Genomic DNA, 24710 nt, shown 5'->3' with positions numbered 1-24710 from the left:
GGCTGCCTGCATGGTTACTCTCCCGACACCGGTTTGGATTGATCAGACGGCAGATTGCCGCTGTCCTTGAGTGCCTTGGTCACTTCGGGCGGCATGTAGTTCTCGTCATGCTTGGCCAGCACTTCATCGGCGATCAGTTCGCCAGCGTTATTCAGCTTGCCCAACGCAACGATGCCCTGCCCCTCGCGGAACAGATCGGGCAGGATGCCGCGATAACGAATGGTCACGTTTTTGACGAAGTCGGTGACCACGAACTCGACATCCAGGGAATCCCCGGTGCGCTTGAGCGAGCCCTCGGCGACCATGCCACCGGCGCGAATTCGCGTATCCAGCGGGGCTTCACCATTGGCAATCTGCGTGGGCGTGTAAAACAGGTTGATGTTCTCGCGCAGGGCAGACAGCGCCAGTGCCACGGCTATGCCAACTCCGGCGACAATCGCCAGAACAATGTACAAACGCTTTTTACGAACCGGGTTCACTTTTGCTCCTCACGACGCAGACGACGCGCCTCGTCTTGCAGGTAATTGCGCCTGGCCAGTACCGGCAGCCACAGATTGAGCGCCAGCACCAGCAGGCTGATGCCGTAGGCAGACCAGACATAGGGGCCATGATGACCCATGGCAAGAAACTCGCTGAAGGTTGAAAAACTCACTGTTTACTCTCCAGCAGTCGCTTGATTTCAGCCTTGACCCAACTGGCCCGCGATTCGCGTCGCAGCACTTCCAGACGCATGCGCAGCAGCAGTACGGCAGCAAAAAAGCAGTAGAAACCGATGATCATGATCAGCAGCGGCAACCACATTTCCATGGCCATGCTGGCCTTGCCGGTAATCTTGAAGGTGGCCGGCTGGTGCAGGGTGTTCCACCAATCCACCGAATACTTGATGATCGGGATATTTACCGCACCGACCAGCGCCAGCACTGCGCAGGCCTTGGCTGCGCTGTCACGGTTGCTGATGGCCTGGCCCAGGGCGATCACCCCGAAGTAGAGAAACAGCAGAATCAGCATCGAGGTCAGGCGCGCATCCCAGATCCAGTAGGTACCCCAGGTCGGCTTGCCCCACAGGGAGCCGGTCACCAGGGCAATTACGGTCATCCAGGCGCCGATCGGCGCGGCCTGCTGCAGAGCCACATCGGCCAGCTTCATCTTCCAGATCAAGCCGACTGCGCCGGCAACCGCCAGCATCAGATAGCAGGACTGCGCCAGAATGGCTGCCGGCACGTGGATATAGATGATGCGAAAACTGTTGCCCTGCTGGTAGTCCGGCGGCGCGAAGGCCAGCCCCCAGACCAGTCCGGCGATCAGCAGCAAGGCGGCCGCCCAGGCAAAAGCGCTCAGCCAGCGTCCGCTGACCTCATAAAACCACTTGGGCGACCCCCACTTGTGAAACCACGTCCAGTTCATCGGGTAACTCGCAGTCTTTGCAGCGCTAGCCAGTGCTGCCTAATCATTAAATTATTCATTCACCCACGCTGATGGTCAGGCCGGCAGCAATGGCGAAGGGTGACAAGGTGACCGTCAATACCGCCAGACTGGCCATCCACAATAGTTGGCCGTCTGCCGGCAACCCCTGTAGCGAGGCCTGCAGGGCGCCACTGCCAAGGATCAGCACGGGGATATACAACGGCAGAATCAACAAAGCCAGCAACAGACCGCCACGCTTGAGTCCCACTGTCAGCGCCGCACCCACGGCACCCAGCAGACTCAGCACCGGCGTACCGAGCAACAGCGACAACAACAATACCGGCAGACAACGTACCGGCAAACCGAGCATCAAAGCCAGCAACGGCGCCAGCAACACCAGTGCCAATCCGGAAAACAGCCAGTGTGCCAGAACCTTGGCCAGCACCAGAACCGGCAAGGGATGCGGCGAAAGGACCCACTGTTCCAGAGAGCCATCCTCGAAATCACTGCGAAACAGGCCATCCAGGGACAGCAGTACCGCCAACAGCGCGGCAACCCACAACAAACCGGGCGAAAGAGTCTGCAACAGCTGGCTTTCCGGACCTACTGCCAGAGGAAACAGCGCCGTGACGATGGCAAAGAAAACCAGCGGATTGGCCAGTTCAGCCGGCCGACGAAACAGCAGACGGGCTTCACGGGCCAGCAACTGGGTAAATACATTGCTCATGCGGCCAGCTGCCCCAGATCGATTTCCGTGTAGCGCGATGGACGCCGGGCCAACTGGTGGTGGGTAGTCAGGATAACCATGCCGCCCTGCTCGCAATGCTGGCACAAGTGCAGTTCCAGCTGCGCCACGCCCTGCTTGTCCAGCGCGGTAAAAGGCTCATCCAGAATCCATAACGGCGGCGCATCCAGATACAGGCGCGCCAGCGCTACACGGCGTTGCTGCCCGGCCGAGAGGGTATGACAGGGAACATCTTCAAATCCGCGCAAGCCGACGGCGCCAAGCGCTGCTGCAATGGCCGCAGCTGTCGCCGGGCGGTGCAAGGCACACAGCCAGGCCAGATTTTCTTCGGCAGTCAGCAAGCCCTTGATACCGGCCGCATGGCCAAGCCACAACAGATTGCGCGCCAGTTCCGAACGCTGCTCAACCAGGGTCTTGCCTGCCAGACGCACTTCACCGGCCACCGGCTGCATCAAGCCGGACAGCAACCGCAGCAGGCTGGACTTGCCGCTGCCATTGGGACCGCTGACCTGCAGCATGTCCCCGGCCTGTACGCGCAATGCCAACCCCTCGAACAGCAGACGACCATCCCGCTCACAAGCGAGGCCGCTGCTTTCCAGAAAGGGCTGGGTCATCAAATGCATACCTGAGTGGTTCAAACTTCGCCTGCGCCGACACAATCAGAAAGCTGCCTTGGCGGGCGGCGGGGCATTATACACGCCAGCCTGAGCCTCTAAAGCGCGCATTGCCGACAGGTTGTAACCACACAATGCCAGGCAAGCCAACCTGCATGACTCCTGCGGATAATCCGGACAGAAATCGCCAGAAGGTAACTGGTAGCAGTGACATAAAAGGTGGCGGGTTATTCGGAGGTTATGCGCCGGAGCGCAATCAGACTGCCCCTGGCAACCATTGCGGTTGCAGCAGACCAAAGCCCTGCCCTGGCGGACAGGCACAGAACAAATCGTCAGCGATGGATATCAGTTTTTTCTATTACTGTTGCGCTCGGCACGTTCCATATAGCGTTCCACGTAAGAGCAGGAGGCAATCACTGTATAGCCTTCAGCGTCGGCGTAATTCAGCGCCGCCTGGGTAAGCGCTGCCGCCACACCCTTGCCACGCAGACCTGTCGGAACAAAAGTACGGTAGAAGTCCAGAGTCTGCTTGCCAAGATCCATGTAGGACAAGTAAGCACGATGCCCGTCCAGCTGTACTTCAAACTGCAGTCCGGACTTGTCGTGCATCACCGGCAACGAGTCTGTCATACATTCCTCCTGAGCCTTTACACACAGGGTTGTTCAACCCCCACGTTGTTGCACCTGATGCCTTAGTTCGTTGGGCAATTGCAACTCTCTTAAGTTCCAGACTATACAAGTTTGTTCGCTTTTTAACCGCATGCAGCAAGCAAGACTGCCAAACCGCTAGTTTTTATGAAAAAAAGTTCTTCAAAATGATCTGGCTACGTTTACTTATTGATGTGAAGCGGTAATATGTACGCCGCTAATTTCTCGTTTCGAGGAATTGCTTTATGGAAAGTCCACTCGAGGGGAAACCTATGACTACCGCACTGAAAATCTCCGCTGTTGCTCTGGCTGCTCTGCTGGCTGCTGGTTGCAGCAACACCAAAGAAATCGAAGCTCGTCTGACTGCTAACGAAGACGCTACTGCCCGTGCTCAGGCTCGTGCTGATGAAGCCTATCGTAAAGCTGACGAAGCTGTCGCTGCTGCCCAGAAAGCTCAGATGACTGCTGACGAAGCCAACGAGCGCGCTATGCGTATGCTGGAAAAAGCCAGCAAGAAGTAATAGCCCACAAGGCTTGATCTTCCAAAGCCGACCCGGAAACGGGTCGGCTTTTTTATTGCCTGCGTTTTCCCGAAAATACCGACGCAACATCTGCGCCGGCACCGGAAGCACTAATCAGAAAGGCATTTCTGCTTCAGTGCTGGCCACGTTGCTGACTGGAACTGAAACCTCGGCCGGCATCCCGTCTTCACCGGCTACAACTTCCCTGATTACATTCCAGTCAAGCTGATAGCCGGCGGTGATCTGCTCATTGTTGTGCAGTGCCGTAAGTACAGCCGTGTGCTTATCAACTACCGACGGTTCACCATGATCATCCAGCGGCGTATGCGCTTCGAGAAACAACTGCCCCTGTGACACACCGAACTTGTAGGGTTCGCTGAAGATTCTCACTTTGGTCCCGACAGGTGCCATTTTGGCCAGTTCGAGCACATTGTCATTGAGCATGCGGAAGCAGCCGTGACTGACACGCATGCCGATACCGAACTTCTTGTTCGATCCATGAATCAGGTAACCCGGTGTGCCCAGCCTGAACTTGAACGGCCCCAGTGGATTATCCGGGCCGGGAGGAACCACTTTCGGCAACGGATTGCCCTCTGCGGCATGTTCTTCAAGGATCGACTTGGGTGGATACCAGGCCGGATTCGGAATCTTGTCGATGATGGATGTATTCGTCACCGGCGAGCCCCAGCCTTCACGGCCAATACCCAGCGGATAGGTGTAAACCACGTTCTCGCCCTTGGGGTAGTAGTACATGCGGTACTCGGCCAGATTGATGACGATACCCTCACGCGGCCCCGGCGGCAGGATGTAGCGGGTTGGCAGAACAATGTTCCTGCCTTCTCCCGGCAGCCATGGATCGACGCCCGGGTTGGCCGCTACCATCTCCAGATAACCCATGTCATTGGCCTTGGCTATATCGGCAAAGGTATCTTCATATTTGGCCTGGATTACCCGAACTTCACCGACGACGTCTTCACCGGGTGGCGGCAAGGGAAAACTCAATGCAGCAGCCTGCCCCGCAATAAGCAGGAAGGCTGGTGAAACCAGGCGGGCGACGACAGAGGCGCGGCAAAACATCCGGAAAATCCTTTGCGAGATGACACTAAAAAATGGTCAAGAATTGTACACGTAGACGGCTACCGACAGGAATCCGTGTGTATGAATGTATGTGTGTGGGTGAGATAAGGCTAAGCACCCTGTTGCTGAAGTTGCATAACTTTCAGGCACTCAAGGCACAAGCGCTTGTCTTTCAACTGGGTACGACCCAGCGGCAACAATCTGGGCCTGGCAGGCAACAGCCCGCCACACAGTGTACGATCCGCGTACTGTCCAAGCTCCAGTTGACGCGGCAACAGATGCACCCGTACTTCACGGCAAGCAAACAGGTCCAGCTGCTCGTCCGGCTCGATAAACAGATAGGCATGCAGGGACCAGGCGGGACGCGGCATTCGTGACTCCAGAAAGGCCCGCCACCTTAGCTGAAAGAAAATGCCCGGAAAAGCCTCACAGCATAGGCTCCAGCGTTGGCCAGACATTCTCCAGCAACTGCGGCTGAGCCTTGGCGTTCGGATGAATGCCATCGGCCTGCATCAGCTGCGGCTGCCCGCCGACGCCCTGCAGAAAGAAATCCACCAGCGGAACATCCGCAGACGCAGCAAGATCGCTGTACACCCGGGCAAACGCCTTGGTATAGCGCGCCCCGTAATTGGGCGGCAACTGCATGCCCAACAGCAATACCTTTGCACCCTGCTGGCGCGAGTCGGCAATCATTGCTGCAAGGTTTTGTTGCAATTGCTCTGGCGGCTGTCCCCGCAGCCCGTCATTGCCGCCCAGTTCGATGATCACCAGCGCCGGCCGATGCTCTGCAAGCAGCGCCGGCAGGCGCGCCAGGCCTCCTGCACTGGTATCACCACTGATCGATGCATTCACCACTTCAAGGTCCGAACCCTGCTGTTTCAGGCGCTCGCCAAGCAGGTCGACCCAGCCTTGCTGTGTATCCAGGCCAAAACCGGCGCTGATACTATCGCCGACCACCAGTAGCGTACTGCCCAGTGCCGGTGGCGCCAGCAGCAACAGCACCAGGCAACGGGCCAACAACCAAACTCGCATCGGACTCTCCATGAACGCCAGCATTCTGAACGTGCAGCACCTTAGCAAAGTGGTTCCCAGTGCGGAAGGCGAACTGACCATCCTGGAACAAATCGATTTCGAGCTTGCGCGCGGCGCGAGCCTGGCAATTGTTGGCAGCTCCGGATCAGGCAAATCCACCTTGCTCGGCCTGCTGGCCGGCCTTGATCTGCCGAGCAGTGGTGAAATCAGCCTGGCCGGCCACCATCTCAACCAGCTCGACGAAGACCAGCGCGCCCGGGTGCGCGCCGAGCATGTCGGCTTCGTGTTCCAGTCCTTTCAACTGCTGGACAGCCTCAATGCCCTGGAAAACGTCATGCTGCCGCTGGAGCTGGAAGGACGTGAGGATGCCGGCAAGCGCGCCCGCGAGCTGCTGGAGCGGGTCGGCCTCGGTCAGCGACTGAGCCACTACCCGCGCCAGCTTTCCGGCGGCGAGCAGCAGCGGGTGGCCATTGCCCGCGCCTTTGCGGCCGATCCCGACGTACTGTTTGCCGATGAACCGACGGGCAACCTCGACAGCCACACCGGCGAACGCATCAGCGACCTGCTGTTCCAGCTCAATCAGGAGCGCGGCACCACACTGGTGCTGGTTACCCACGATGCCCGTCTGGCTGCACGCTGTGCGCGGCAGATTCGCCTGGAGGGCGGCCAGCTGGTTGCGCCGGCGCTCTGATGAACAAGCTATCCATACGCCGCCTGCTGCCACTGGCCATTCGCCAGCTGCGCCGCGACTCCCGTGCCGGCGAGCTGCGCGTACTGTTCTTTGCACTGCTGGTGGCGGTGGCTGCGAGTACTGCCATCGGTTACTTCGGCGCCCGCCTGAATGGCGCCATGCTGCTGCGTGCCAGTGAATTTCTCGGTGCCGACCTGCTGCTCAACGGCTCCGCACCGGCCACCGCGGAACAGATCGAAAGCGGCAAGCAGCTGGGCATGCAGCATGCTCAGCTGGTCGAGTTCTCCAGCGTCATTGCCACCGACAAGGGCATCCAGCTAAGCAGCGTCAAGGCCGCAGACGCGGCATACCCGCTGCGCGGCGAACTGAAAAGTGCTGAAGCCCCCTACGGGCAGGAGCGCGCCGGCGGGGGGCCACAGCCCGGCGAAGCCTGGGTTGAAAGCCGCCTGCTGACGGCGCTGGATCTGCGCATTGGCGACCCGGTGGAGGTAGGCCAGAAAGTCCTGCGCCTGACTCGCGTACTCACCTATGAGCCCGACCGGGCCGGCGACTTCTACAGCCTGACTCCGCGCCTGCTGATGAACCTGGCCGACCTGCCCGCTACCGGCGTGGTGCAGCCCGGCAGCCGGGTCAAGTACAGCGAACTCTGGCGCGGCACAGCGGAACAAATCGCGGCTTACCGCCAGCAGATCAAACCAGGCATGACACCCAGCCAGAGACTGCTGGGAGCGCAGGATGGCAACCAGCAGGTTGGCGGTGCGCTCGGCCGCGCCGAACGCTATCTGAACCTGGCCAGCCTCGCGGCCATTCTGCTGGCAGGTGTCGCCGTTGCCCTGTCAGCCAGCCGCTATGCACAGCGCCGCTTCGACTCAAGTGCCCTGCTGCGCTGCATGGGCATGAGCCGCCATGAAGTCATGCAGCTGTTCAGCCTGCAACTGGCCCTGCTCGGCCTGTTCGCCTGTCTGGTTGGCGCCCTGCTCGGCTGGCTGGCACAGCTGGGGCTGTTCCAGATGCTGGGAACCTTGCTACCCCAGGAAATTCCCAGCGGCGGCTTGTGGCCCATGCTGGCCGGGATTGCCACCGGCCTGGTGGCGCTGACCGGCTTCGCCCTGCCGCCACTGGCGGCCCTGGGACGGGTGCCACCACTGCGGGTCCTGCAGCGTGATCTGTTGCCGCTGCCGGCCAGTGGCTGGTTGGTCTACGGTGCGGCGCTGCTGGCGCTCGGCGTGATCATGTGGCGCCTGAGTCTCGACCTGCAACTGACTCTCAGCCTGCTCGGTGGCGGTCTGCTGGCCGCCTTGCTGCTCGGCGGCCTGCTGCTGATGTCCCTGCGGGCCTTGCGCCGGCTGCTGAAGAACGCGTCGCTGGCATGGCGCCTGGGTCTGGGGCAACTGCTGCGCCACCCGCTGAATGCTGCCGGCCAGGCACTGGCCTTCGGTCTGATTCTGTTGTGCATGGCCTTGATCGCCCTGCTGCGCGGCGAATTGCTGGATACTTGGCAGAAGCAGTTACCGGAAAACGCACCCAATTACTTCGCCATGAACGTGCTGCCAGCCGACAAGGATGCCTTTACCGCACAACTGGAAAAACTGGCTGCAACCCCTGAGCCGCTGTATCCGATGATTCAGGGACGCCTGATCAGGATCAATGGCGAGCCGGTGAAGAAACTGGTGAGCAAGGAATCCTCCGGCGAGCGCGCAACCCAGCGCGATCTGAGCCTGACCTGGGCTGCCGAGATGCCCAGTGACAACCGCCTGGTTGCCGGCCAGTGGTGGTCAGTGAACACTCCCGCAGACGCCCTGCCGGAGGTTTCGGTCGAATCCAAACTCGCCAAAAACCTGCAGGTTGAGGTCGGTGACCGCCTGACCTTCAGTATCGGCGGCCAGTCCCTTGAGGCGCGTATCAGCAGCCTGCGCGAAGTGGACTGGGGCAATCTCAAACCGAACTTCTACATGATATTTTCCCCCGGCAGCCTGTCCGGGATGCCGACCACCTACCTGACCAGTTTTTATCTTCCAGCGAAAAGCGAGCGCGAACTGGTCGCGCTGTCGCGAAGCTTCCCGGCCGTCACCCTGTTGCAGGTTGATGCCATCCTGACGCAACTGCGCAGCATCCTGGCGCAAGTCACCCTGGCCGTGGAGTTCGTGCTGCTCTTTGTCCTGGCCGCCGGCCTCAGCGTGCTGTTCGCCGGCCTGCAGTCGACGCTGGATGAACGCATCCACCAGGGCGCCCTGCTCCGCACACTGGGTGCCGAGCGGCGCCTGCTCAAGCGCGCCCGCTGGACCGAGTTCGGCCTGCTGGGTGCAGCCAGTGGCCTGCTGGCGGCAGTCGGTTGCGAACTGATCAGCGCCCTGCTCTACAGCTACGCCTTCGACCTGATCTGGCATCCGCACCCCTGGCTGTTGCTGCTGCCGCTAATCGGTGCATTGCTGGTCGGCAGCGCGGGGGTCGCCGGTACGCGCCGCTCGCTTAATGTCAGCCCGATCACCGTGTTGCGCGAAGCCTGATCAGGAGCCTCGAGAATGAGCCGTTATCGCCCGCCACGCACAGCCGGCACTGCCTTGATCACGCCGGAAGGTGAAGCCCGCCTGCGTGCCGAGCTGCATGAACTCTGGCATGTGCGCCGGCCACAGGTCACCCGCTCGGTTAGTGAGGCGGCGGCTCAGGGTGATCGTTCGGAGAACGCCGAGTACACCTACGGCAAGAAAATGCTGCGCGAGATAGACAGCCGCGTGCGCTTTCTCAGCAAACGCCTGGAAAACCTCAAGGTCGTCGATCAGCCTCCTTCGGATGCCAACAAGGTGTATTTCGGTGCCTGGGTGACGCTGGAAGACGAAGCTGGCGAGCAGCAGCTCTACCGCATTGTCGGCCCGGATGAGCTGGATCTGAAACAGGGGCTGATCAGCATCGATTCACCGCTGGCCCGGGCCCTGCTCGGCAAGCTGCTCGACGCGGAAATCCGCGTACAGACACCCACCGGCGAAAAATGCTGGTATCTGGTGGCCATCGAATACCGCTGAGTCCTGGCTACCAGCGGGGCTCAGAGCGACTTGCGGGGCCGGGTAATCAAGCCTTGCCTGGCCACGCGCACCAACTCATGCACCAGACCATCCAGTTCGACCGCAGGCACCGCCTGAACCACCGCCAGATCGAAGCTGTCACTGAGCATGCCGGCAAGCAATTCCGGCTGATCGAGACTCTCGATCCGCAACTGCCGACGGCGGGTATCCAGCGACCAGCCTTCCATATAGCGCACCAGGCCGGATGCCTGTTTCGCGCACAACAGAATGCGCGGGTTGCCCGAGTTCATCCCGGTAGTGATGGGTGCCAGGCGGCATAGGGGTTGAGGGCAAATCATCGGGAAGGTCTCCGGCTCGTCAGTCCCACTGGATAGCGGTGAACTGCGACACCGAACCAGCGCTTTAGCGGTATTTCGGAATCGGTGAAAGATTCCCGGCGCCCCGCAAGTAGCTGTCTAAATCGGCGCTTTGACGGCTATTCTAGCTGTCCGGAGAGTTTTTTCTCAAGCGGCGACCCCGGGCAATGGATGAGTGGACGGCGAATTGCCAGCCATCAAGGCGTAACAGAGAGGCCGCAATATCCCGATCCAGATCAATAACCCCGCACAATCAAGCCCTTGCGCCGTGCTTTTGCCGGTCTGGAGGGATAGAATCCGTACAGTTCATCCCATCAAGGTAGCCCTACAATGTCGTTTGCCGAACAGTTGACCCGCCTGCAAGGCTTTCTCGATGCTGACGACCTGCATGAGGAAGCCCTGGACTACATGGCCACCCATGGCTATCTGACAGCCTTGTCGATTTGCCCTGAACAGGTGCCTTCACGGGAGTGGATCGACGCCCTGTTTGCCGAGCCGCCGCACTATCGCAGTGATGCAGAGCGCGAAGATATTGAAGCCACCCTGCAGCAACTGAAGGAGCACATTGCCCGCCACATGGCCGGAGATGAAGAGCCGGAAATCCCCTGTGATCTGGATCTTGGCGATGATCCGGATGATTCCGAACTGCGCGGCTGGTGTATCGGCTTCATGGAAGGTGTGTTTCTGCGCGAGAGCATCTGGTTCGAGAATGCCGAAGACGAAGTCAGTGAGCTGCTGTTGCCGATCATGGTCGGCTCCGGACTGTTCGACGACCAACCCGAGTTTGCCGACATTGCCAGCGACCGCGATCTGACCGACAGCATGATCGAGCAGATTCCCGAGCTGTTGACCGCCATGTTCCTGCTGTTCAATTCACCGGATGAAAAACCGGCGCTGCTCAAGCCACGTCATCACTGACATCCGGGCAAACCCCGGATATCCCCCAGGGCCGCATATGCGGCCCTTTTTCATGGGTGCCGCGAAACGCCCGTTTTTCCGCTAATCTGAGTGCGTGCCGGTGCGCCGGCGATGTTGTTCACCCCGAATTCCCACCGTTCAGCGAGCCGCCCAGTCGCATGCATGCCAGCCCCCCACCGGAGAGTCCTGATGTGGCGTAAGCGCACCACAGCAGATGTGCATGCTCTCTGGCACAAAGGCCGGTTGCCAGCGGTTCTGGCAATACTCCTGACATTGCTGGCCGGCATCAGCAGCCTGTGGGCCGACTACAACGATTGGGACTTCCAGCTGGTCCTGAAGAATGCAGAAATGAAGTACGGCACGCTGGACATCCTCACCCGCGACAAGATCCTTGGCTGGGAAGAACTGATCAAACAGACGGAAGGCCTTGATGACCAGCAAAAGCTCGAAGCGGTAAACAACTTCTTCAACCGCCAGTACCGCTTTGTCGATGATCTGAGCAACTGGCAGCAGGACGATTACTGGGCCACACCGGTTGAAGCCACCATCAAGGGCGCCGCCGACTGCGAAGATTATTCCATCGCCAAATACTTCACCTTGCGCCGCCTGGGCATACCCAGCTCGCAGTTGCGCATCACTTACGTCAAGGCACTCGCCTACAACCAGGCGCACATGGTGCTGACTTACTACGCCACCCCCACAGCCGACCCCCTGGTGCTGGACAACCTGATTGCCGATATCCGGCCTGCCTCACAGCGCCGCGATCTGTTGCCGGTCTACGCCTTCAATGCCGAAGGCCTTTACCTTCCGGGCAAGAAAAGCGGCGACAGCAAGCGGCTGTCGCGCTGGCAGGATGTGCTCAAGAAAATGCGTGCTGAAGGCTTCGCCGTAGGCGATGGTTAGGAGAGAACTATGTCACTGCTCAAACAGCTGTTTCTGGCAATTTGCCTGCTCATCGTGATTGCTTTCACCGGCAGCTTCATTACCGGTGTCGAGAGTTCCCGCGAGCAAGCTCTCAGCCAGTTGCGCTCGCATGCACAGGACGCCGCCACTGCACTGGGCCTGTCCATGAGTCCGCATGTCGATGACCCGGCCATGATCGAACTGATGGTCAGCTCGATCTTCGACAGCGGCTATTTCCAGACCATCCGCGTAGTCAATATCGCCGACGAATCGATCATCGTCGAACGCCAGTCCGACGGCCTCGACAAGGAACAGCAAGTACCGGACTGGTTCATCCGCGTGGTCAATCTGCAGCCAGAATGGGGTGATGCCCTGCTCATGCGCGGCTGGGAGCAGGCCGCCCGGGTAGAGGTCCTCAGCGACCCGCAATTTCTGCTGGCCAAGCTGTGGGACAGCAGTCGGGCCAGTCTGATGTGGTTGTTGCTGGTCGGCATATTCAGCGCCCTGCTTGGTGGCTGGTTGCTGCGCACCCAGTTGCGGCCGCTGGACAACATGGTCGATCAGGCTGAAGCCATCAGCCGCCGCGAATTTCTTTCGGCGCAAAAAGTGCCCAAAACGCCGGAACTGCGCCGTGTGGTACAGGCCATGAACCTGATGGTGGAAAAACTCAAGGCGCTATTTGCCGAAGAAACAGCACGCAGCGAAAAACTCCGCGTGGAGGCCTATCAGGATCGGCTTACCGGGCTGGCCAACCACCGCCTGCTGGATATCCGTCTGAGCGAACAGTTGATGGATAGCGAACATAATGCTGCCGGCTATCTGCTGTTCCTGCGTCTGGCCGACCTTGCCGGGCTCAACCAGACACTGGGCGGCGCCAAGACCGATGAACTGATCAGGAATATCGCCACGGTCATCAAGCAGTACCTGACAAAACCCCATCGCTTCGAATGGCTGGGCTCGCGCAGTCGGGCCGGTGAATTCACCATAGTCGCGCCCGGCCTGACCGCGGAGGATGCCGACCAGCTGGCTGTGGAACTGGTCAACACCCTGGAAAACCTCGCACTGGCCAGGGAAAGCCGCATGTCGCCACTGGCATATATCGGCATCGGGGCTTTCAATCCCGGTGATCAGGCCAAAGCCGTGCTGGATCGGGCTGACCAGGCCCTCGCCCAGGCCCAGGGCACCCCTGGCACAACCTGGGCGCGTCTGGATGACAGCGCTGCCCGGGTTGATGCCAATGCCCAGGACTGGCGTGGCTGGATCGATGACGCGCTGAAGCAGAACAAACTCAAGCTGTACTTTCAGCCGGTCACGGAGTGCGCCAACGACGGCAAGCTGCTCCATCACAAAGTCCTCGCGCGGCTAATCGACCCGCAGGGCGAAGCCATCGCTGCCGGCCAGTTCCTGCCCTGGATCGAGCGCCTTGGCTGGTCAGCCCGGCTGGATATTGCGATGCTGGAAAACTGCATCAAGCACCTGGCCACACATCCGCAGCCACTGGCTTTGAGCCTTTCCGGACAAACCCTGCGCGATGCCGAAAGCCAGGCCAGAGTGCTGCAAATCCTGCGCAACCATCCACAGAAAAAACCGCTACTTACCCTCGAACTGGATGAGCGCGCCCTGCCGCCGCCAGCGCAACTGGAGCAACTCAGCCAGAGCGTTCGCGCAGCCGGCTACAAGCTGGGGCTGCAACACTTTGGCGGCGACTTCAACCTGATCAGCAACCTGACCTATCTTGGCCTGGCCTATCTCAAAGTCGATGGTAGTTACATTCGTGCCATCGACCAGGAAGCCGACAAGCGAGCCTTTATCGAAGCCATTTACCGGGCAACCAACAGCATAGACATGCCATTGATTGCCGAAATGGTGGAGACTGCGGAGGAGCTTGCTGTGCTTGAGGAGATGGGGTTAGCGGGAGCCATGGGAAGCCTGATTGGAGCGCCCGCTCCGTGGAAAGGATAGGTGCTGCTCCTGAATAACGCAGGGCACACAAACCAAAGCAGCTGGTGAAGTCTAGGGTGTATCGACTGGATATCGTCAGATTGATCGTCGAGAAACACCAGGGCGTATCGAGGTGCAGCCTGAAGTTGGCACAGGCTCGACCTTCTCCCTACACCCGCCTTTGAATGTACCTGCCTAAGAGCCTCTGTCAGGTGTCTGCACTTCATGCAGGAGGGCCACCTCGGCCCGAGTTTTGTGCATGAGATACTTTGCGGTCTTTATCGCAGCTAGGGCGCCACTCCCACAGATTGACTTCGGTACCGCATTTGCTGTGCCAAGCTGTGAAACCACATTGCCTTGAACCACCAATAACAATCCTCAGGCATAAAAAACCACCACCCTAGCAGGTGGTGGTTTTTTACATTACTAGCTTAAGACCACCTTGAGTGAACCGTCCTCCAGCATGTTGCGAACGATATCGAACTCGCTGCTGCCACCACCACCGTACGCGCCGGCAAGATCCACGCCTTCGAGCTGAATCGACTGGCTGCCCGCGCCCACATCGACAGTCAGGCTGTTCGTACCTACGGTGTTGACGCTCAGGTAGGAATTGGCCGGACTGGTCAGGAAGGTGGCAATTGCATCATTGCTACCCATGGAGCCAAGATCCAGACCCGACAACAGCTGCGACAAATCCAGCACATCGTTATCTCCGGCTACCCGATGGAAATCCTGCACCGTATCGTTTCCAGTCTCTCCGGCTTGCCAGACAAAGGTGTCGTTGCCGCCGCCACCGACCAGCAAGTCGTCACCGGCTCCACCGATCAGCCTGTCGTTGCCTCCTTGACCGAACAGAACGTCATTGCCAGCTCCCCCCTCCAGCGTGTCATTGCCACCGGAGTTGGGTACCGAAGCGCCCAGTTGCTCGGCATGCGTCGTAATGAATTCGACTATCTGCGCCTGAGTCGGTGCAACACCGCCATTGCCGGCCTGCAGATGATCGACCAACGCTTGATAACCCGGCGGAACCGATTCAAGACCAGCAATCAAGCTGGTGTTGAGGGCATCACCAAATATCAGATCATCACCTGCACCACCGATCAGATGATCATTGCCCAACGGACTCAATGAACCAGGCGTCGTGCTTCCAGGGTCAAGCGCTGCATTGAGCTCATCGGGGGTAAGCACTATCTGCGGCTCTCCCACTGGAGCTGTGACATTGCTGCCCCCCACACTGGTAGTTACGTTGCCGGCAAGCTGCGCAGTGTCATCGAAGTAGCGCAAGATGTTTTCGTTGATGCCCGAGCCGATACCAATAGCATGCACTTCCGCTCTAGCGCTCAAGGTGTTGAAATCATCCAGAGCGTTGACCACATCCAGGTAGTCTACGGAATTGCCAGTACTGGTATTGCCAATGCGTGAAGTCGGATTTCCGTCTGTAAGGAAGTAGGCAACATTCTCATAACCATTGCCTTCGACACCGGCAAACCAGCTATTGGTTGTCTGCAGTGCAGACTCATAGTTAGTGGAGCCGTTGGCTGACAAGGCATTCAACGGATTACCCGGCGCATCGAGTTGCGCCTGCACCTCTGCCAGAGTGCCGCTGAGCATCAACGAAGAGCCGGTTGCGAAGGAAATCAGCGCAATGTTGATCTGCCCAGTATGGCTGTCCAGCTTGTCCAGATAACTGCGCACGGAATCTTTCAACAGAGCCAGCCGACTGGAGTAGCCTCCCGGACCATCCGGATCGCTGGTCATACTTCCCGAACTGTCCAGGATCAGCGCAATGTTGTAATCCTTGGCCGGATTAATCACAGGCCCTTTACCGCCACCCACATCGCCGATCAAAACATCATTGCCACTACTGCCTTCGATGGCTCCATCTGGCCCGTAGCGCGAAGTATCGACCCGGTGATCGACTGTCTGGTCCGACGTGTCGCTGACATTCTCGCCCACCACCAGCGCATTCTCATCTCCACCGAAGATGGTGATGGTCAATGACGCCGTGCGCGATACGTCTCCGTCAGTCACGGTGTAGGTGTAAACCTCGGTCAGCGTGTCGCCATCGTTCAGGGCCTGCACCGTCGGGTTGTTGTTATTGAGTGCATAGGTGTAATCGCCATTGGCACCAAGCGTCAGGGTGCCATAGGCATTGCCACCGGTTACACCGGTAACGGTAAGGCTGTCATCGACATCGGTATCGGCAACATCAGCGCGCAATGCATTGTCCGGCGCACCATTGTGAGCCTGATTCTGCAGTACGTTGCCACTGGCATTGCTGACATCCTCCTGCGCCCAGTTGCTGTCGCCACGGGCAATCGGCGAGTCGTTGCTGCCATTGATAGTGATGGTCAGGGTGCTGCTGGTTGGATCGCCATCGGCATCCTGAGCGGTGTAATGCAATACCTTGACCACCGTATCGCCATCATCCAGTGCCTGGGTAGCCGCTGCATCGTTGTTCAGGGTGAACTTGTAGTGCCCGTTGGCATCCAGAACCAGCGTGCCGTACTGGGACAGATCAGCGATTGCCGCCGCATTGCCCGCACTCCAGCCGACGAATGACAGTGGCGCATCGGCTCCTGAAGCATCATTGCTCAGCACATTGCCCTCAATCGGTACAACCGGTGGAGATACTGCATCGAGTAGCGCAGCAACTAGAGCATTGAAACCGGACACTACTATTGGTGAGCCACTGCCATCCAGATCGACATCCTGCAGCCGGTCCTCATCAATACCATTGCCTACACCGATAGTGGTGACATTGATCGCGTTGCTGTCGACAAAGTTGTTCCAGTCGCTTGCCGTGGTATCCGTCAGCGAATTACCCCCCGTACCGGTTTGCTGGTTCGGATTACCGTCACTGATAAAGAACACCTGATTGCTCGAACCGGCAATCGGCGTATAGGCCAGCATGGTTTCCTGAATCGCGTCGGTAAAGTCAGTCTGGCCGTTAAATGGCCGGTTGGCTGCAATGTTGTCAACTAGCGCATTGAAGGCTGCCAGCGTGGTTACCGCTGGATAAGACACTGAGTCGGAAGAGAACGCCACTATAGTGACCTTCACATCACCGTCATTGCCATTGAACAGCGCCTGTCCTGCCGACTTCACGGCAGCCATCATGGTGGCGAACTCGGAGTTGCTGATGCTGCCGCTGGAATCCAGCACAAAAGCCGCATTGATGTTCTTGCCCGCAGCCTCGGTTACCGAGCCTGAGTCCGGGAAAGCCTGCGGCGTATCATCATCAACGTTGATGGTCAGCTTGCCGGTAGCGGTGTCGTTATCACCATCAATAACCCGATAAGCCAGATCAAAGGACACATTGTTTTCATCAAGACCCAAGGGGTGATTGATCACTGCATTCTGCGTGACGCTATAAGCGCCGGTGGCTGTATTCAGGGTAACGGTAACCACCGTGGTGCCGCCCTGTTGAATCAACAGATCATCACCCGAGCTGACGTAGGTGAAGCCGGCAGGATTACCGGTAGTAAGCCACTCGATCGAACCGGCACCATCAGCGCCAAATGAGTGCGCCAGCGTACCGCTGACGTTGACGGCGTTTGCATCATCCCCGATACCGCCCGGGATACCACCTGACAAAGCATCATCATCCAGTTGCACAGAAACATTCGGCCCGACACTCGGCAGGTCATCGTCGAAGCTGATGTTGCCGCCCAGATCCACACGGACCTGGGTGGTTGCCTGATCATTGTCGCCGTCGGTCACCGTTGCCGTGGCGCTCAGTGAGACCTTGCCATCGGCCAGCGCGATGTTGGCGTTGTCATTGGTGGTGTTCAGACTCTCCGGCAGATGGTCAATTTCCGCGTACTGGGTCAGGGTCACCGTGCCGCTGGCATTCACGCTGATGCGGAACACCTCGCCATTAGCGGTGCTGCCGACCACGTCATTGCCGACTTTGGCCAGGGTGATTGCCAAGCCATCACTGCTCAGCCCGGAGGCCGCGTTGTCAACGCTCAGCGTGTAGCCGCCCAGTTGCGTATTACCCGCACCGTCCGCACCGTAAACCGGCGTCACGGCGGCCAGCATGGCCGTGGCAAAGTTGGCACTGGCGGTATCGAAAGCCGCACCGATGGTCTGTGCATCTTGCGTAGTCAGGCTGATCTGGCTGTCCGCCACCACGCCTGCGGTAACGCTCGGCAGGTCATCGTCGAAGCTGATGTTGCCGCCCAGATCCACACGGACCTGGGTAGTTGCCTGATCGTTGTCGCCGTCGGTCACCGTTGCCGTGGCGCTCAGTGAGACCTTGCCATCGGCCAGCGCGATGTTGGCGTTGTCATTGCTGGTGTTCAGACTCTCCGGCAGATGGTCAATTTCCGCGTACTGGGTCAGGGTCACTGTGCCGCTGCCATTCACGCTGATGCGGAACACCTCGCCATTAGCGGTGCTGCCGACCACGTCATTGCCGACTTTGGCCAGGGTGATTGCCAAGCCATCACTGCTCAGCCCGGAGGCCGCGTTGTCAACGCTCAGCGTGTAGCCGCCCAGTTGCGTATTACCCGCACCGTCCGCACCGTAAACCGGCGTCACGGCGGCCAGCATGGCCGTGGCAAAGTTGGCACTGGCGGTATCGAAAGCCGCACCGATGGTCTGTGCATCTTGCGTAGTCAGGCTGATCTGGCTGTCCGCCACCACGCCTGCGGTAACGCTCGGCAGGTCATCGTCGAAGCTGATGTTGCCGCCCAGATCCACACGGACCTGGGTAGTTGCCTGATCGTTGTCGCCGTCGGTCACCGTTGCCGTGGCGCTCAGTGAGACCTTGCCATCGGCCAGCGCGATGTTGGCGTTGTCATTGCTGGTGTTCAGACTCTCCGGCAGATGGTCAATTTCCGCGTACTGGGTCAGGGTCACCGTGCCGCTGGCATTCACGCTGATGCGGAACACCTCGCCATTAGCGGTGCTGCCGACCACGTCATTGCCGACTTTGGCCAGGGTGATTGCCAGGCCATCACTGCTCAGCCCGGAGGCCGCGTTGTCAACGCTCAGCGTGTAGCCGCCCAGTTGCGTATTACCCGCACCGTCCGCACCGTAAACCGGCGTCACGGCGGCCAGCATGGCCGTGGCAAAGTTGGCACTGGCGGTATCAAAAGCCGCACCGATGGTCTGTGCATCTTGCGTAGTCAGGCTGATCTGGCTGTCCGCCACCACGCCTGCGGTAACGCTCGGCAGGTCATCGTCGAAGCTGATGTTGCCGCCCAGATCCACACGGACCTGGGTAGTTGCCTGATCGTTGTCGCCGTCGGTCACCGTTGCCGTGGCGCTCAGTGAGACCTTGCCATCGGCCAGCGCGATGTTGGCGTTGTCATTGCTGGTGTTCAGACTCTCCGGCAGATGGTCAATTTCCGCGTACTGGGTCAGGGTCACCGTGCCGCTGGCATTCACGCTGATGCGGAACACCTCGCCATTAGCGGTGCTGCCGACCACGTCATTGCCGACTTTGGCCAGGGTGATTGCCAAGCCATCACTGCTCAGCCCGGAGGCCGCGTTGTCAACGCTCAGCGTGTAGCCGCCCAGTTGCGTATTACCCGCACCGTCCGCACCGTAAACCGGCGTCACGGCGGCCAGCATGGCCGTGGCAAAGTTGGCACTGGCGGTATCGAAAGCCGCACCGATGGTCTGTGCATCTTGCGTAGTCAGGCTGATCTGGCTGTCCGCCACCACGCCTGCGGTAACGCTCGGCAGGTCATCGTCGAAGCTGATGTTGCCGCCCAGATCCACACGGACCTGGGTGGTTGCCTGATCATTGTCGCCGTCGGTCACCGTTGCCGTGGCGCTCAGTGAGACCTTGCCATCGGCCAACGCGATGTTGGCGTTGTCATTGCTGGTGTTCAGACTCTCCGGCAGATGGTCAATTTCCGCGTACTGGGTCAGGGTCACTGTGCCGCTGCCATTCACGCTGATGCGGAACACCTCGCCATTAGCGGTGCTACCGACCACGTCATTGCCGACTTTGGCCAGGGTGATTGCCAGGCCATCACTGCTCAGCCCGGAGGCCGCGTTGTCAACGCTCAGCGTGTAGCCGCCCAGTTGCGTATTACCCGCACCGTCCGCACCGTAAACCGGCGTCACGGCGGCCAGCATGGCCGTGGCAAAGCTGGCACTGGCGGTATCGAAAGCCGCACCGATGGTCTGTGCATCTTGCGTAGTCAGGCTGATCTGGCTGTCATCCACCACAGCCGCAGAAACCCTAGGTACGTCATCCGACACGGCAACATTCACCAAACCTTCAACCTTGTCGCCGTCGATGTCGGTGGCAATGACATTGACTGAGCCCAACTGCTGCAGATCATCCCCACTCAACGGATGGCTGGCGTAATTGTCGTTAAGCGTCGCGGTGACCGTAGCCACGTTGTTCAGCACCGTCAGATCGAGGGTGACAATCGCGCTTGCTCCGTCACTACCGACTATCTGTGTGTCCGACACACGATCCCAGGTCAAACCACCAACCAGATTGCTCAAGTCACCACTGAAGACGATGTTCGATATCGCATCCGAGCCGGGGGTGAAAGTGATCGAATCCGAATCAAAATCCGCACCTGCCGGCGTGCTGCCATCGGCCAGGTTCTGGTCATCCACCAGCAGACTGATCGGTGCACCGGCACTCGGGCCTTCACCGTCGGTGATGCTGATGGTCAGGCTGTCGGTGGCCACGTCATTGTCACCATCGGTCACCTTGACCGTGAAGCTGACGCTCTGTGCCACGTCCTGATCCAGCCCGTTGGCGGCCTGGAAGGTCCAGGTCCCATCGGCCTTGACCGTCAGCGTGCCCTTGCCGGTATCGATCGGCGTATCGAGGTTGTAGCTGTTGGCGCCAAACAGCACCTGCGTGGTCGCCCCATCCGCACCATCGGTGTGGGCCCAGGTGCCGTTGATGCTGGCGCCTTCCTGAACGGTATCGGGCGCATCGGACAGGTCAACACTTGGCCCATCGTCCTCGAAGCTGAAGTAGCTGGTATCGGTTGCACTGCCTTGCTGATCCTCACCGCCACTGGTATGGCTGATCAGGTCCACCGTGGCTGAACGGGTAACGCTGTCGCCATCGGCATCAATCCGGGTAACCTCGTATTGCAGTTGCACAGCGCCGTCTTGCAGCAATTGCAACTGGACTGCCTCGTCAAAGGTCGAGTTGTCCGGATGCACCAGCGCCTCAAACAGGGTGGTCTGCAACTGGTTGCCGACGATCTCGATGGTGAACACCGTATCGCCTTGCTCGTCAACGCCACTCAGGAGTGTTGCACTTGTACGCTCAAGCGTAATGGCGCCACCATTCAGCGCCAGCAGATTGGTCGCCAGGCCTGTATTGCCCGGGAAGGCAGCAAAACTCAGTACGCCCGTAGTCGTACCCGCACCGTCCGCGCCATAACTGCCACCCAGTGCTGCAAACAGGCTGGTCAGCCCCCCCGCGACACTGGTGGTTACCTGGCCCAGGCCAGGGCCGGCATCATCGGTATTGCCGTTGGCAACTTCACCCGGCGCAGCACGATCAACACCGACAGTTTCATCCAGACGCACTGCCAGTGCTGCCTGTTCTTCCCGTGAAACATCTGCTTCGACTGTCAGGGTCGGGCCGTCATCTCGGAAGATCAGGAATCCACCCAGATCCAGACTGGCTGACGCAGTGTCACCATCACCATCGGTTGCTACAGCGACCAGCTTGATGACACCGCCGGCAATGCCCAGCGGCTCGTCATTACTGGTGGTGTCGGGGTGCTGCAGTGCACGCAGCTGCGTCAGGCTGACATCACCATCGGCATTGACTGCTGCAGTGAAGGCTATCTGGGTAGGGTCTCCATCTACCCAGCCCTGAATGGCCTCGCCAACCAGATGCAGTTCAATCGTCTTGCCGCTAGCCACATCGACGAGACCGCTATCCACTTTGCTGATAGTCAGGGAGTAGGCAACAGCACCACCATCAGCCCCCAGGTCTACCTGGAAAGCACCGGAAAAATTGCCGGTCGTGGTCAGATTCAGCATCGTTTCATCGACCACAAGGGCAGAGAAATCTCCCTCACCAAGGTCTACCAGCGGATTGTCATCGTAAACCGTCACATTCAGCTGAACAGTCGGCGAAACATCGCCGTCGCCGTCGAACATACGTACGGCAAAGCTCTCGCCAACCTGGTCGTCGGCACCCGATGCATTCGGGTTGGAGTGATCCAGAGTGTTGTCGGTAAGGGTGTAGGTCCAGTTGCCGGCAGCATCGAGGCTCAATGTGCCGTATTTCCCCTGCACCACGCCGCCATGGGTTACGTCTACCCAGGTGCCGTTAACGTCCTGAATCTGCAGGGCAGACACGCCATCGGGGGAAGTGATGACCACCTTGCCGCTGGCCTGCTCGGCGGTGCTGTCCGGGTTACTGCCATCGCTGAGGGCTTCTTCATCCACTACGCCTGGGCCGACAATCAGTTGGCCCTGATGATCAAGGTACTCGATTTCAATGCTCGGCAAGGCATCGCCACCACCGTTGTTACTGCCTTCCCCGTAAAGGAATTCAGGCCCGGAGGTAATCGGTCCGGTCGGGTAGCCGACTTCAGGCGCAAGCTGCCCTCCGACTGCATCCAGCAGCACGAACTGGTGAGTGCCTCCGGGGCCGCCGCTGCCACCAGGGCCAGCCGCAGTGGGTTCAGCGGTTTGCGTCGGGTCGGCGCCGGCTTCAATGGCCGCAACCAGATCGTCCACACTTTGCTGGTCGTCTGCCGTAGGTGTCACCGGGGCTGGCGCAGCTGAAGCCTCTGCTTGTGCTTGCGCAGCGATTTCTGCCGAAGTCGCCAGCAGATCACCCGTAAGCGGCAATGCGCTTTCCCGGCCAAGAGTCAGGGACTGGCCATTGGTCAGTGCAAGCGCGACCGCGCCATTCGGCCCGGTCACCAGCTGCTCGCCTGCGTAGACCCGGTCACCCTCTCCGAGCGCTCGCCGGGAGCCGTCTTCCGCTACTGCGAAAACCTCACCAACTGCTTGCTTGATAACACCGATCAAAGTGGCCATGACTAATTCCTCTCGAATACTGCTGCCAACTACTGGCGACTCTTGGCTTACATAAATCAGAATTTCGTTGAACTTCCGCTAGAATGTTCAACATGTGCTTTCAGGGTGACACTTGGGCGAAGCGGCAAATTGATGCTCATCAAGTAAGCGTCAATTTTCCATCACCACTTCAAATCCAAATCAACCCTGACCGCCATTTACTACCCTGAACCCTGTGATTTGCTATGGATACAGCTAAAGGCCGCTAAATACGGCGTAGTCCCCACCATGATGGTCTAATAATCATCATCATGCGTAAGAATTTTTTGTCATAAACCTTGTGATTATTTCAACTTCAGCTATTCCACAAGTAACTATAAGAGTTCAACTTAGCCAACCTGGAAATGCCAATTTTTAAATCGCCAAATAAATGGCGCTTGTAGTTAAAAATTTAAGGAGAACACCTTCCATGCGCGGACTGACCCCACTTTGCAGTGCCATCCTGCTGGCAACGACCTGCAGTCAACTGCAGGCAATGACCCTTTCCGAGGCAATCCAGAGCACTCTGGATAACCACCCTGAAATCCAGGCCAGCTCAAGCGGAAGGCAAATTGCCGACGAGGAAGTAAAAATCGCCAAGGGTGGTTACCAGCCTTCAGTCGATCTGATCAGCGGATATGGCTATACCTACGAAAAAGGTCGGTATGACGAAATCCAGACCAATGACAAATCCGAAGGCACCGTTTACGGCAATGCCGAAATCCGTCTGCGGCAAATGCTCTTTGATGGCTTCAACACGCCCAATGAGGTAGCCCGCACCGAAGCAGTCGCCAACTCCCGTGCCTACTACGTGCAGGCAACCGCCGAGTCGCTTGGCCTGCGCACCATCGAGGTCTATCTAGATGTGCTCAAGCGGCGCGAAATGGTCACTCTGGCGCAGAACAACCTGAAGGCACACCAGCGCATCAACGACCAGATCAGCCTGCGCAACAAGCAAGGTGTCGGCAGCAGTGCCGATCAGGACCAGTCGGAAGCTCGTCTGGCCCTGGCCGAAAACAATCTTTACACCGAAGAAGTCAATCTGGCTGATGCCGAAGCCAACTTCTATAGCGTCACCGGCCGCATGCCTGACGAGATCGAGACGCCCGCTTCCATTCGCGGCGAAGTGCCAGCCAACCTGTCGGCAGCGCGGCAGGCGGTACTGCTTAACAACCCCTACCTGAAGTCAGCCCAGGCCGACGTGCAGGCAGCCGAAAAGCAATACGAGTCCTCCAAGTCGACTTTCTATCCCCGCTTCGACGGTGAGCTGGCAGCCAATAACAACGACAGCTCCAACTCCGACTACGACTTCAATGACGATGAAGGCAACTGGCATGGCTGGCGTGCCGGCGTGACCATGACTTACAACCTGTACAACGGCATGCGCGACAAGGCGGGCATGCAGGCTGCGGCCTACAAGGTCAACCAGGCCATGGAAACCCGCAACAACGCCCTGCGCGTGATCAACGAGGATCTGGCGCTGTCCTGGAACGCGCTGGAAAACGCCAAGAAGCAAACCCCCAAAGCCCGCGACTATGCGGATTACAGCGCCCGTAGCCGCGAGGCCTACCAGCAGCAATTCAGCCTGGGCCAGCGCAGCCTGCTGGATCTGCTGGACAGCGAGAACGAACTGTTTACCGCCAATCGCCGGTACACCGAAATTCGCTACACCGAAGAATTCTCGATGTACCGGGTACTGGGCACCACTGGTGAATTGCTGAGCACTCAGCAAGTGGTTTTGCCGACAACCGCCACGGCTGTCAGCCCGGTGGAAAACATGGCGCAACTGTTGCCTGAAATGAAGTAGGCGTTAGACCGGGAG

19 protein-coding genes are annotated in these 24710 nt (G+C 59.0%); 8 read left to right on the top strand and 11 right to left on the bottom strand.

Annotated features, from left to right (window positions below):
- Positions 1-14: 14 nt before the first annotated feature.
- The 6 genes from ccmE to BLT89_RS06890 form a co-directional block, all read right to left on the bottom strand.
- The gene (gene ccmE / locus BLT89_RS06915) at positions 15-479 is read right to left on the bottom strand and encodes a cytochrome c maturation protein CcmE (protein WP_090193736.1); all 465 of its coding nucleotides are present in this window, start codon (positions 477-479) and stop codon (positions 15-17) included.
- Positions 476-652: a heme exporter protein CcmD gene (ccmD, locus tag BLT89_RS06910; protein ID WP_090193735.1), complete on the bottom strand. Its 177-nt coding sequence runs from the start codon at positions 650-652 to the stop codon at positions 476-478. Before ccmD ends, ccmE begins: the two co-directional genes overlap by 4 nt.
- Positions 649-1404 carry a heme ABC transporter permease gene (locus tag BLT89_RS06905; protein WP_090193734.1) on the bottom strand — a complete coding sequence of 252 codons (756 nt, stop codon included), beginning with the start codon at positions 1402-1404 and terminating at the stop codon, positions 649-651. Before BLT89_RS06905 ends, ccmD begins: the two co-directional genes overlap by 4 nt.
- 55 nt (positions 1405-1459) lie before the next feature.
- Complete coding sequence (ccmB, locus tag BLT89_RS06900) at positions 1460-2131, bottom strand: heme exporter protein CcmB (RefSeq protein ID WP_090193733.1); 672 nt, start codon at positions 2129-2131, stop codon at positions 1460-1462.
- Entirely contained in the window at positions 2128-2763 is a 636-nt protein-coding gene (ccmA, locus tag BLT89_RS06895) for a cytochrome c biogenesis heme-transporting ATPase CcmA (protein ID WP_090193732.1), read from the bottom strand. The genes ccmB and ccmA overlap by 4 nt, the downstream gene beginning before the upstream one ends.
- Positions 2764-3108: 345 nt before the next feature.
- Positions 3109-3393: a GNAT family N-acetyltransferase gene (locus tag BLT89_RS06890; RefSeq protein WP_090193731.1), complete on the bottom strand. Its 285-nt coding sequence runs from the start codon at positions 3391-3393 to the stop codon at positions 3109-3111.
- Between the two features lie 290 nt (positions 3394-3683).
- Here BLT89_RS06890 and BLT89_RS06885 point away from each other — a divergent pair, with 290 nt between their 5' ends.
- Positions 3684-3932: an Lpp/OprI family alanine-zipper lipoprotein gene (locus BLT89_RS06885; RefSeq protein ID WP_090193730.1), complete on the top strand. Its 249-nt coding sequence runs from the start codon at positions 3684-3686 to the stop codon at positions 3930-3932.
- Between the two features lie 114 nt (positions 3933-4046).
- On the opposite strand, the gene BLT89_RS06880 is transcribed toward BLT89_RS06885, so the two are convergent.
- The 3 genes from BLT89_RS06880 to BLT89_RS06870 form a co-directional block, all read right to left on the bottom strand.
- Positions 4047-5009 (bottom strand): L,D-transpeptidase family protein, encoded by a 963-nt coding sequence (locus BLT89_RS06880; protein ID WP_090193729.1) that lies wholly within the window; start codon positions 5007-5009, stop codon positions 4047-4049.
- 110 nt (positions 5010-5119) lie between these two features.
- Complete coding sequence (locus tag BLT89_RS06875; protein WP_090193728.1) at positions 5120-5380, bottom strand: hypothetical protein; 261 nt, start codon at positions 5378-5380, stop codon at positions 5120-5122.
- Between the two features lie 55 nt (positions 5381-5435).
- Positions 5436-6041: an arylesterase gene (locus tag BLT89_RS06870; protein ID WP_090198786.1), complete on the bottom strand. Its 606-nt coding sequence runs from the start codon at positions 6039-6041 to the stop codon at positions 5436-5438.
- A gap of 10 nt (positions 6042-6051) precedes the next feature.
- Here BLT89_RS06870 and BLT89_RS06865 point away from each other — a divergent pair, with 10 nt between their 5' ends.
- The 3 genes from BLT89_RS06865 to greB are packed head-to-tail and all read left to right on the top strand — an operon-like array spanning position 6052 to position 9752.
- Complete coding sequence (locus BLT89_RS06865) at positions 6052-6732, top strand: ABC transporter ATP-binding protein (RefSeq protein ID WP_090193727.1); 681 nt, start codon at positions 6052-6054, stop codon at positions 6730-6732.
- Positions 6732-9239, top strand: a complete 2508-nt coding sequence (locus BLT89_RS06860) for an ABC transporter permease (protein WP_090193726.1) — start codon at positions 6732-6734, stop codon at positions 9237-9239. The genes BLT89_RS06865 and BLT89_RS06860 overlap by 1 nt, the downstream gene beginning before the upstream one ends.
- 15 nt (positions 9240-9254) lie before the next feature.
- On the top strand, positions 9255-9752 hold the full coding sequence (gene greB, locus BLT89_RS06855; protein WP_090193725.1) for a transcription elongation factor GreB: 498 nt from the start codon (positions 9255-9257) through the stop codon (positions 9750-9752).
- A 20-nt stretch (positions 9753-9772) separates the two neighbouring features.
- On the opposite strand, the gene BLT89_RS06850 is transcribed toward greB, so the two are convergent.
- On the bottom strand, positions 9773-10090 hold the full coding sequence (locus BLT89_RS06850) for a hypothetical protein (protein ID WP_090193724.1): 318 nt from the start codon (positions 10088-10090) through the stop codon (positions 9773-9775).
- A 348-nt stretch (positions 10091-10438) separates the two neighbouring features.
- Between BLT89_RS06850 and BLT89_RS06845 the strand changes: the two genes are divergently transcribed.
- The 3 genes from BLT89_RS06845 (at position 10439) to BLT89_RS06835 (ending at position 13891) form a co-directional block, all read left to right on the top strand.
- A complete protein-coding gene (locus BLT89_RS06845; protein ID WP_090193723.1) occupies positions 10439-11026 on the top strand; it encodes a UPF0149 family protein in 588 nt (195 codons plus the stop codon).
- 189 nt (positions 11027-11215) lie between these two features.
- The gene (locus tag BLT89_RS06840; protein ID WP_090193722.1) at positions 11216-11929 is read left to right on the top strand and encodes a transglutaminase-like cysteine peptidase; all 714 of its coding nucleotides are present in this window, start codon (positions 11216-11218) and stop codon (positions 11927-11929) included.
- A 9-nt stretch (positions 11930-11938) separates the two neighbouring features.
- Positions 11939-13891, top strand: a complete 1953-nt coding sequence (locus BLT89_RS06835) for an EAL domain-containing protein (RefSeq protein ID WP_090193721.1) — start codon at positions 11939-11941, stop codon at positions 13889-13891.
- Between the two features lie 405 nt (positions 13892-14296).
- Here BLT89_RS06835 and BLT89_RS06830 read toward each other — a convergent pair whose 3' ends face one another.
- Positions 14297-22870 (bottom strand): retention module-containing protein, encoded by an 8574-nt coding sequence (locus tag BLT89_RS06830; protein ID WP_090193720.1) that lies wholly within the window; start codon positions 22868-22870, stop codon positions 14297-14299.
- A 448-nt stretch (positions 22871-23318) separates the two neighbouring features.
- On the opposite strand from BLT89_RS06830, the gene BLT89_RS06825 reads away from it, so the two are divergent.
- On the top strand, positions 23319-24695 hold the full coding sequence (locus BLT89_RS06825) for a TolC family outer membrane protein (RefSeq protein ID WP_090193719.1): 1377 nt from the start codon (positions 23319-23321) through the stop codon (positions 24693-24695).
- The last annotated feature ends 15 nt before the right edge of the window (positions 24696-24710 follow it).

It is taken from the genome of Pseudomonas pohangensis (assembly GCF_900105995.1).
GTDB lineage: Bacteria > Pseudomonadota > Gammaproteobacteria > Pseudomonadales > Pseudomonadaceae > Aquipseudomonas > Aquipseudomonas pohangensis.
The sequence above is the reverse complement of the archived record's forward strand: the minus strand, read 5'-3'. Positions and strand labels throughout refer to the sequence as shown.

What these genes read in the sequence shown, in the direction of transcription:
- BLT89_RS06905 (WP_090193734.1), bottom strand. Translation starts at nt 1,404, where the DNA reads ATGAACTGGACGTGGTTTCACAAGTGGGGGTCGCCCAAGTGGTTTTAT.
- ccmB (WP_090193733.1), bottom strand. Translation starts at nt 2,131, where the DNA reads ATGAGCAATGTATTTACCCAGTTGCTGGCCCGTGAAGCCCGTCTGCTG.
- ccmA (WP_090193732.1), bottom strand. Translation starts at nt 2,763, where the DNA reads ATGACCCAGCCCTTTCTGGAAAGCAGCGGCCTCGCTTGTGAGCGGGAT.
- BLT89_RS06890 (WP_090193731.1), bottom strand. Translation starts at nt 3,393, where the DNA reads ATGACAGACTCGTTGCCGGTGATGCACGACAAGTCCGGACTGCAGTTT.
- BLT89_RS06885 (WP_090193730.1), top strand. Translation starts at nt 3,684, where the DNA reads ATGACTACCGCACTGAAAATCTCCGCTGTTGCTCTGGCTGCTCTGCTG.
- BLT89_RS06880 (WP_090193729.1), bottom strand. Translation starts at nt 5,009, where the DNA reads ATGTTTTGCCGCGCCTCTGTCGTCGCCCGCCTGGTTTCACCAGCCTTC.
- BLT89_RS06875 (WP_090193728.1), bottom strand. Translation starts at nt 5,380, where the DNA reads ATGCCGCGTCCCGCCTGGTCCCTGCATGCCTATCTGTTTATCGAGCCG.
- BLT89_RS06870 (WP_090198786.1), bottom strand. Translation starts at nt 6,041, where the DNA reads ATGCGAGTTTGGTTGTTGGCCCGTTGCCTGGTGCTGTTGCTGCTGGCG.
- BLT89_RS06865 (WP_090193727.1), top strand. Translation starts at nt 6,052, where the DNA reads ATGAACGCCAGCATTCTGAACGTGCAGCACCTTAGCAAAGTGGTTCCC.
- BLT89_RS06860 (WP_090193726.1), top strand. Translation starts at nt 6,732, where the DNA reads ATGAACAAGCTATCCATACGCCGCCTGCTGCCACTGGCCATTCGCCAG.
- greB (WP_090193725.1), top strand. Translation starts at nt 9,255, where the DNA reads ATGAGCCGTTATCGCCCGCCACGCACAGCCGGCACTGCCTTGATCACG.
- BLT89_RS06850 (WP_090193724.1), bottom strand. Translation starts at nt 10,090, where the DNA reads ATGATTTGCCCTCAACCCCTATGCCGCCTGGCACCCATCACTACCGGG.
- BLT89_RS06845 (WP_090193723.1), top strand. Translation starts at nt 10,439, where the DNA reads ATGTCGTTTGCCGAACAGTTGACCCGCCTGCAAGGCTTTCTCGATGCT.
- BLT89_RS06840 (WP_090193722.1), top strand. Translation starts at nt 11,216, where the DNA reads ATGTGGCGTAAGCGCACCACAGCAGATGTGCATGCTCTCTGGCACAAA.
- BLT89_RS06835 (WP_090193721.1), top strand. Translation starts at nt 11,939, where the DNA reads ATGTCACTGCTCAAACAGCTGTTTCTGGCAATTTGCCTGCTCATCGTG.
- BLT89_RS06830 (WP_090193720.1), bottom strand. Translation starts at nt 22,870, where the DNA reads ATGGCCACTTTGATCGGTGTTATCAAGCAAGCAGTTGGTGAGGTTTTC.
- BLT89_RS06825 (WP_090193719.1), top strand. Translation starts at nt 23,319, where the DNA reads ATGCGCGGACTGACCCCACTTTGCAGTGCCATCCTGCTGGCAACGACC.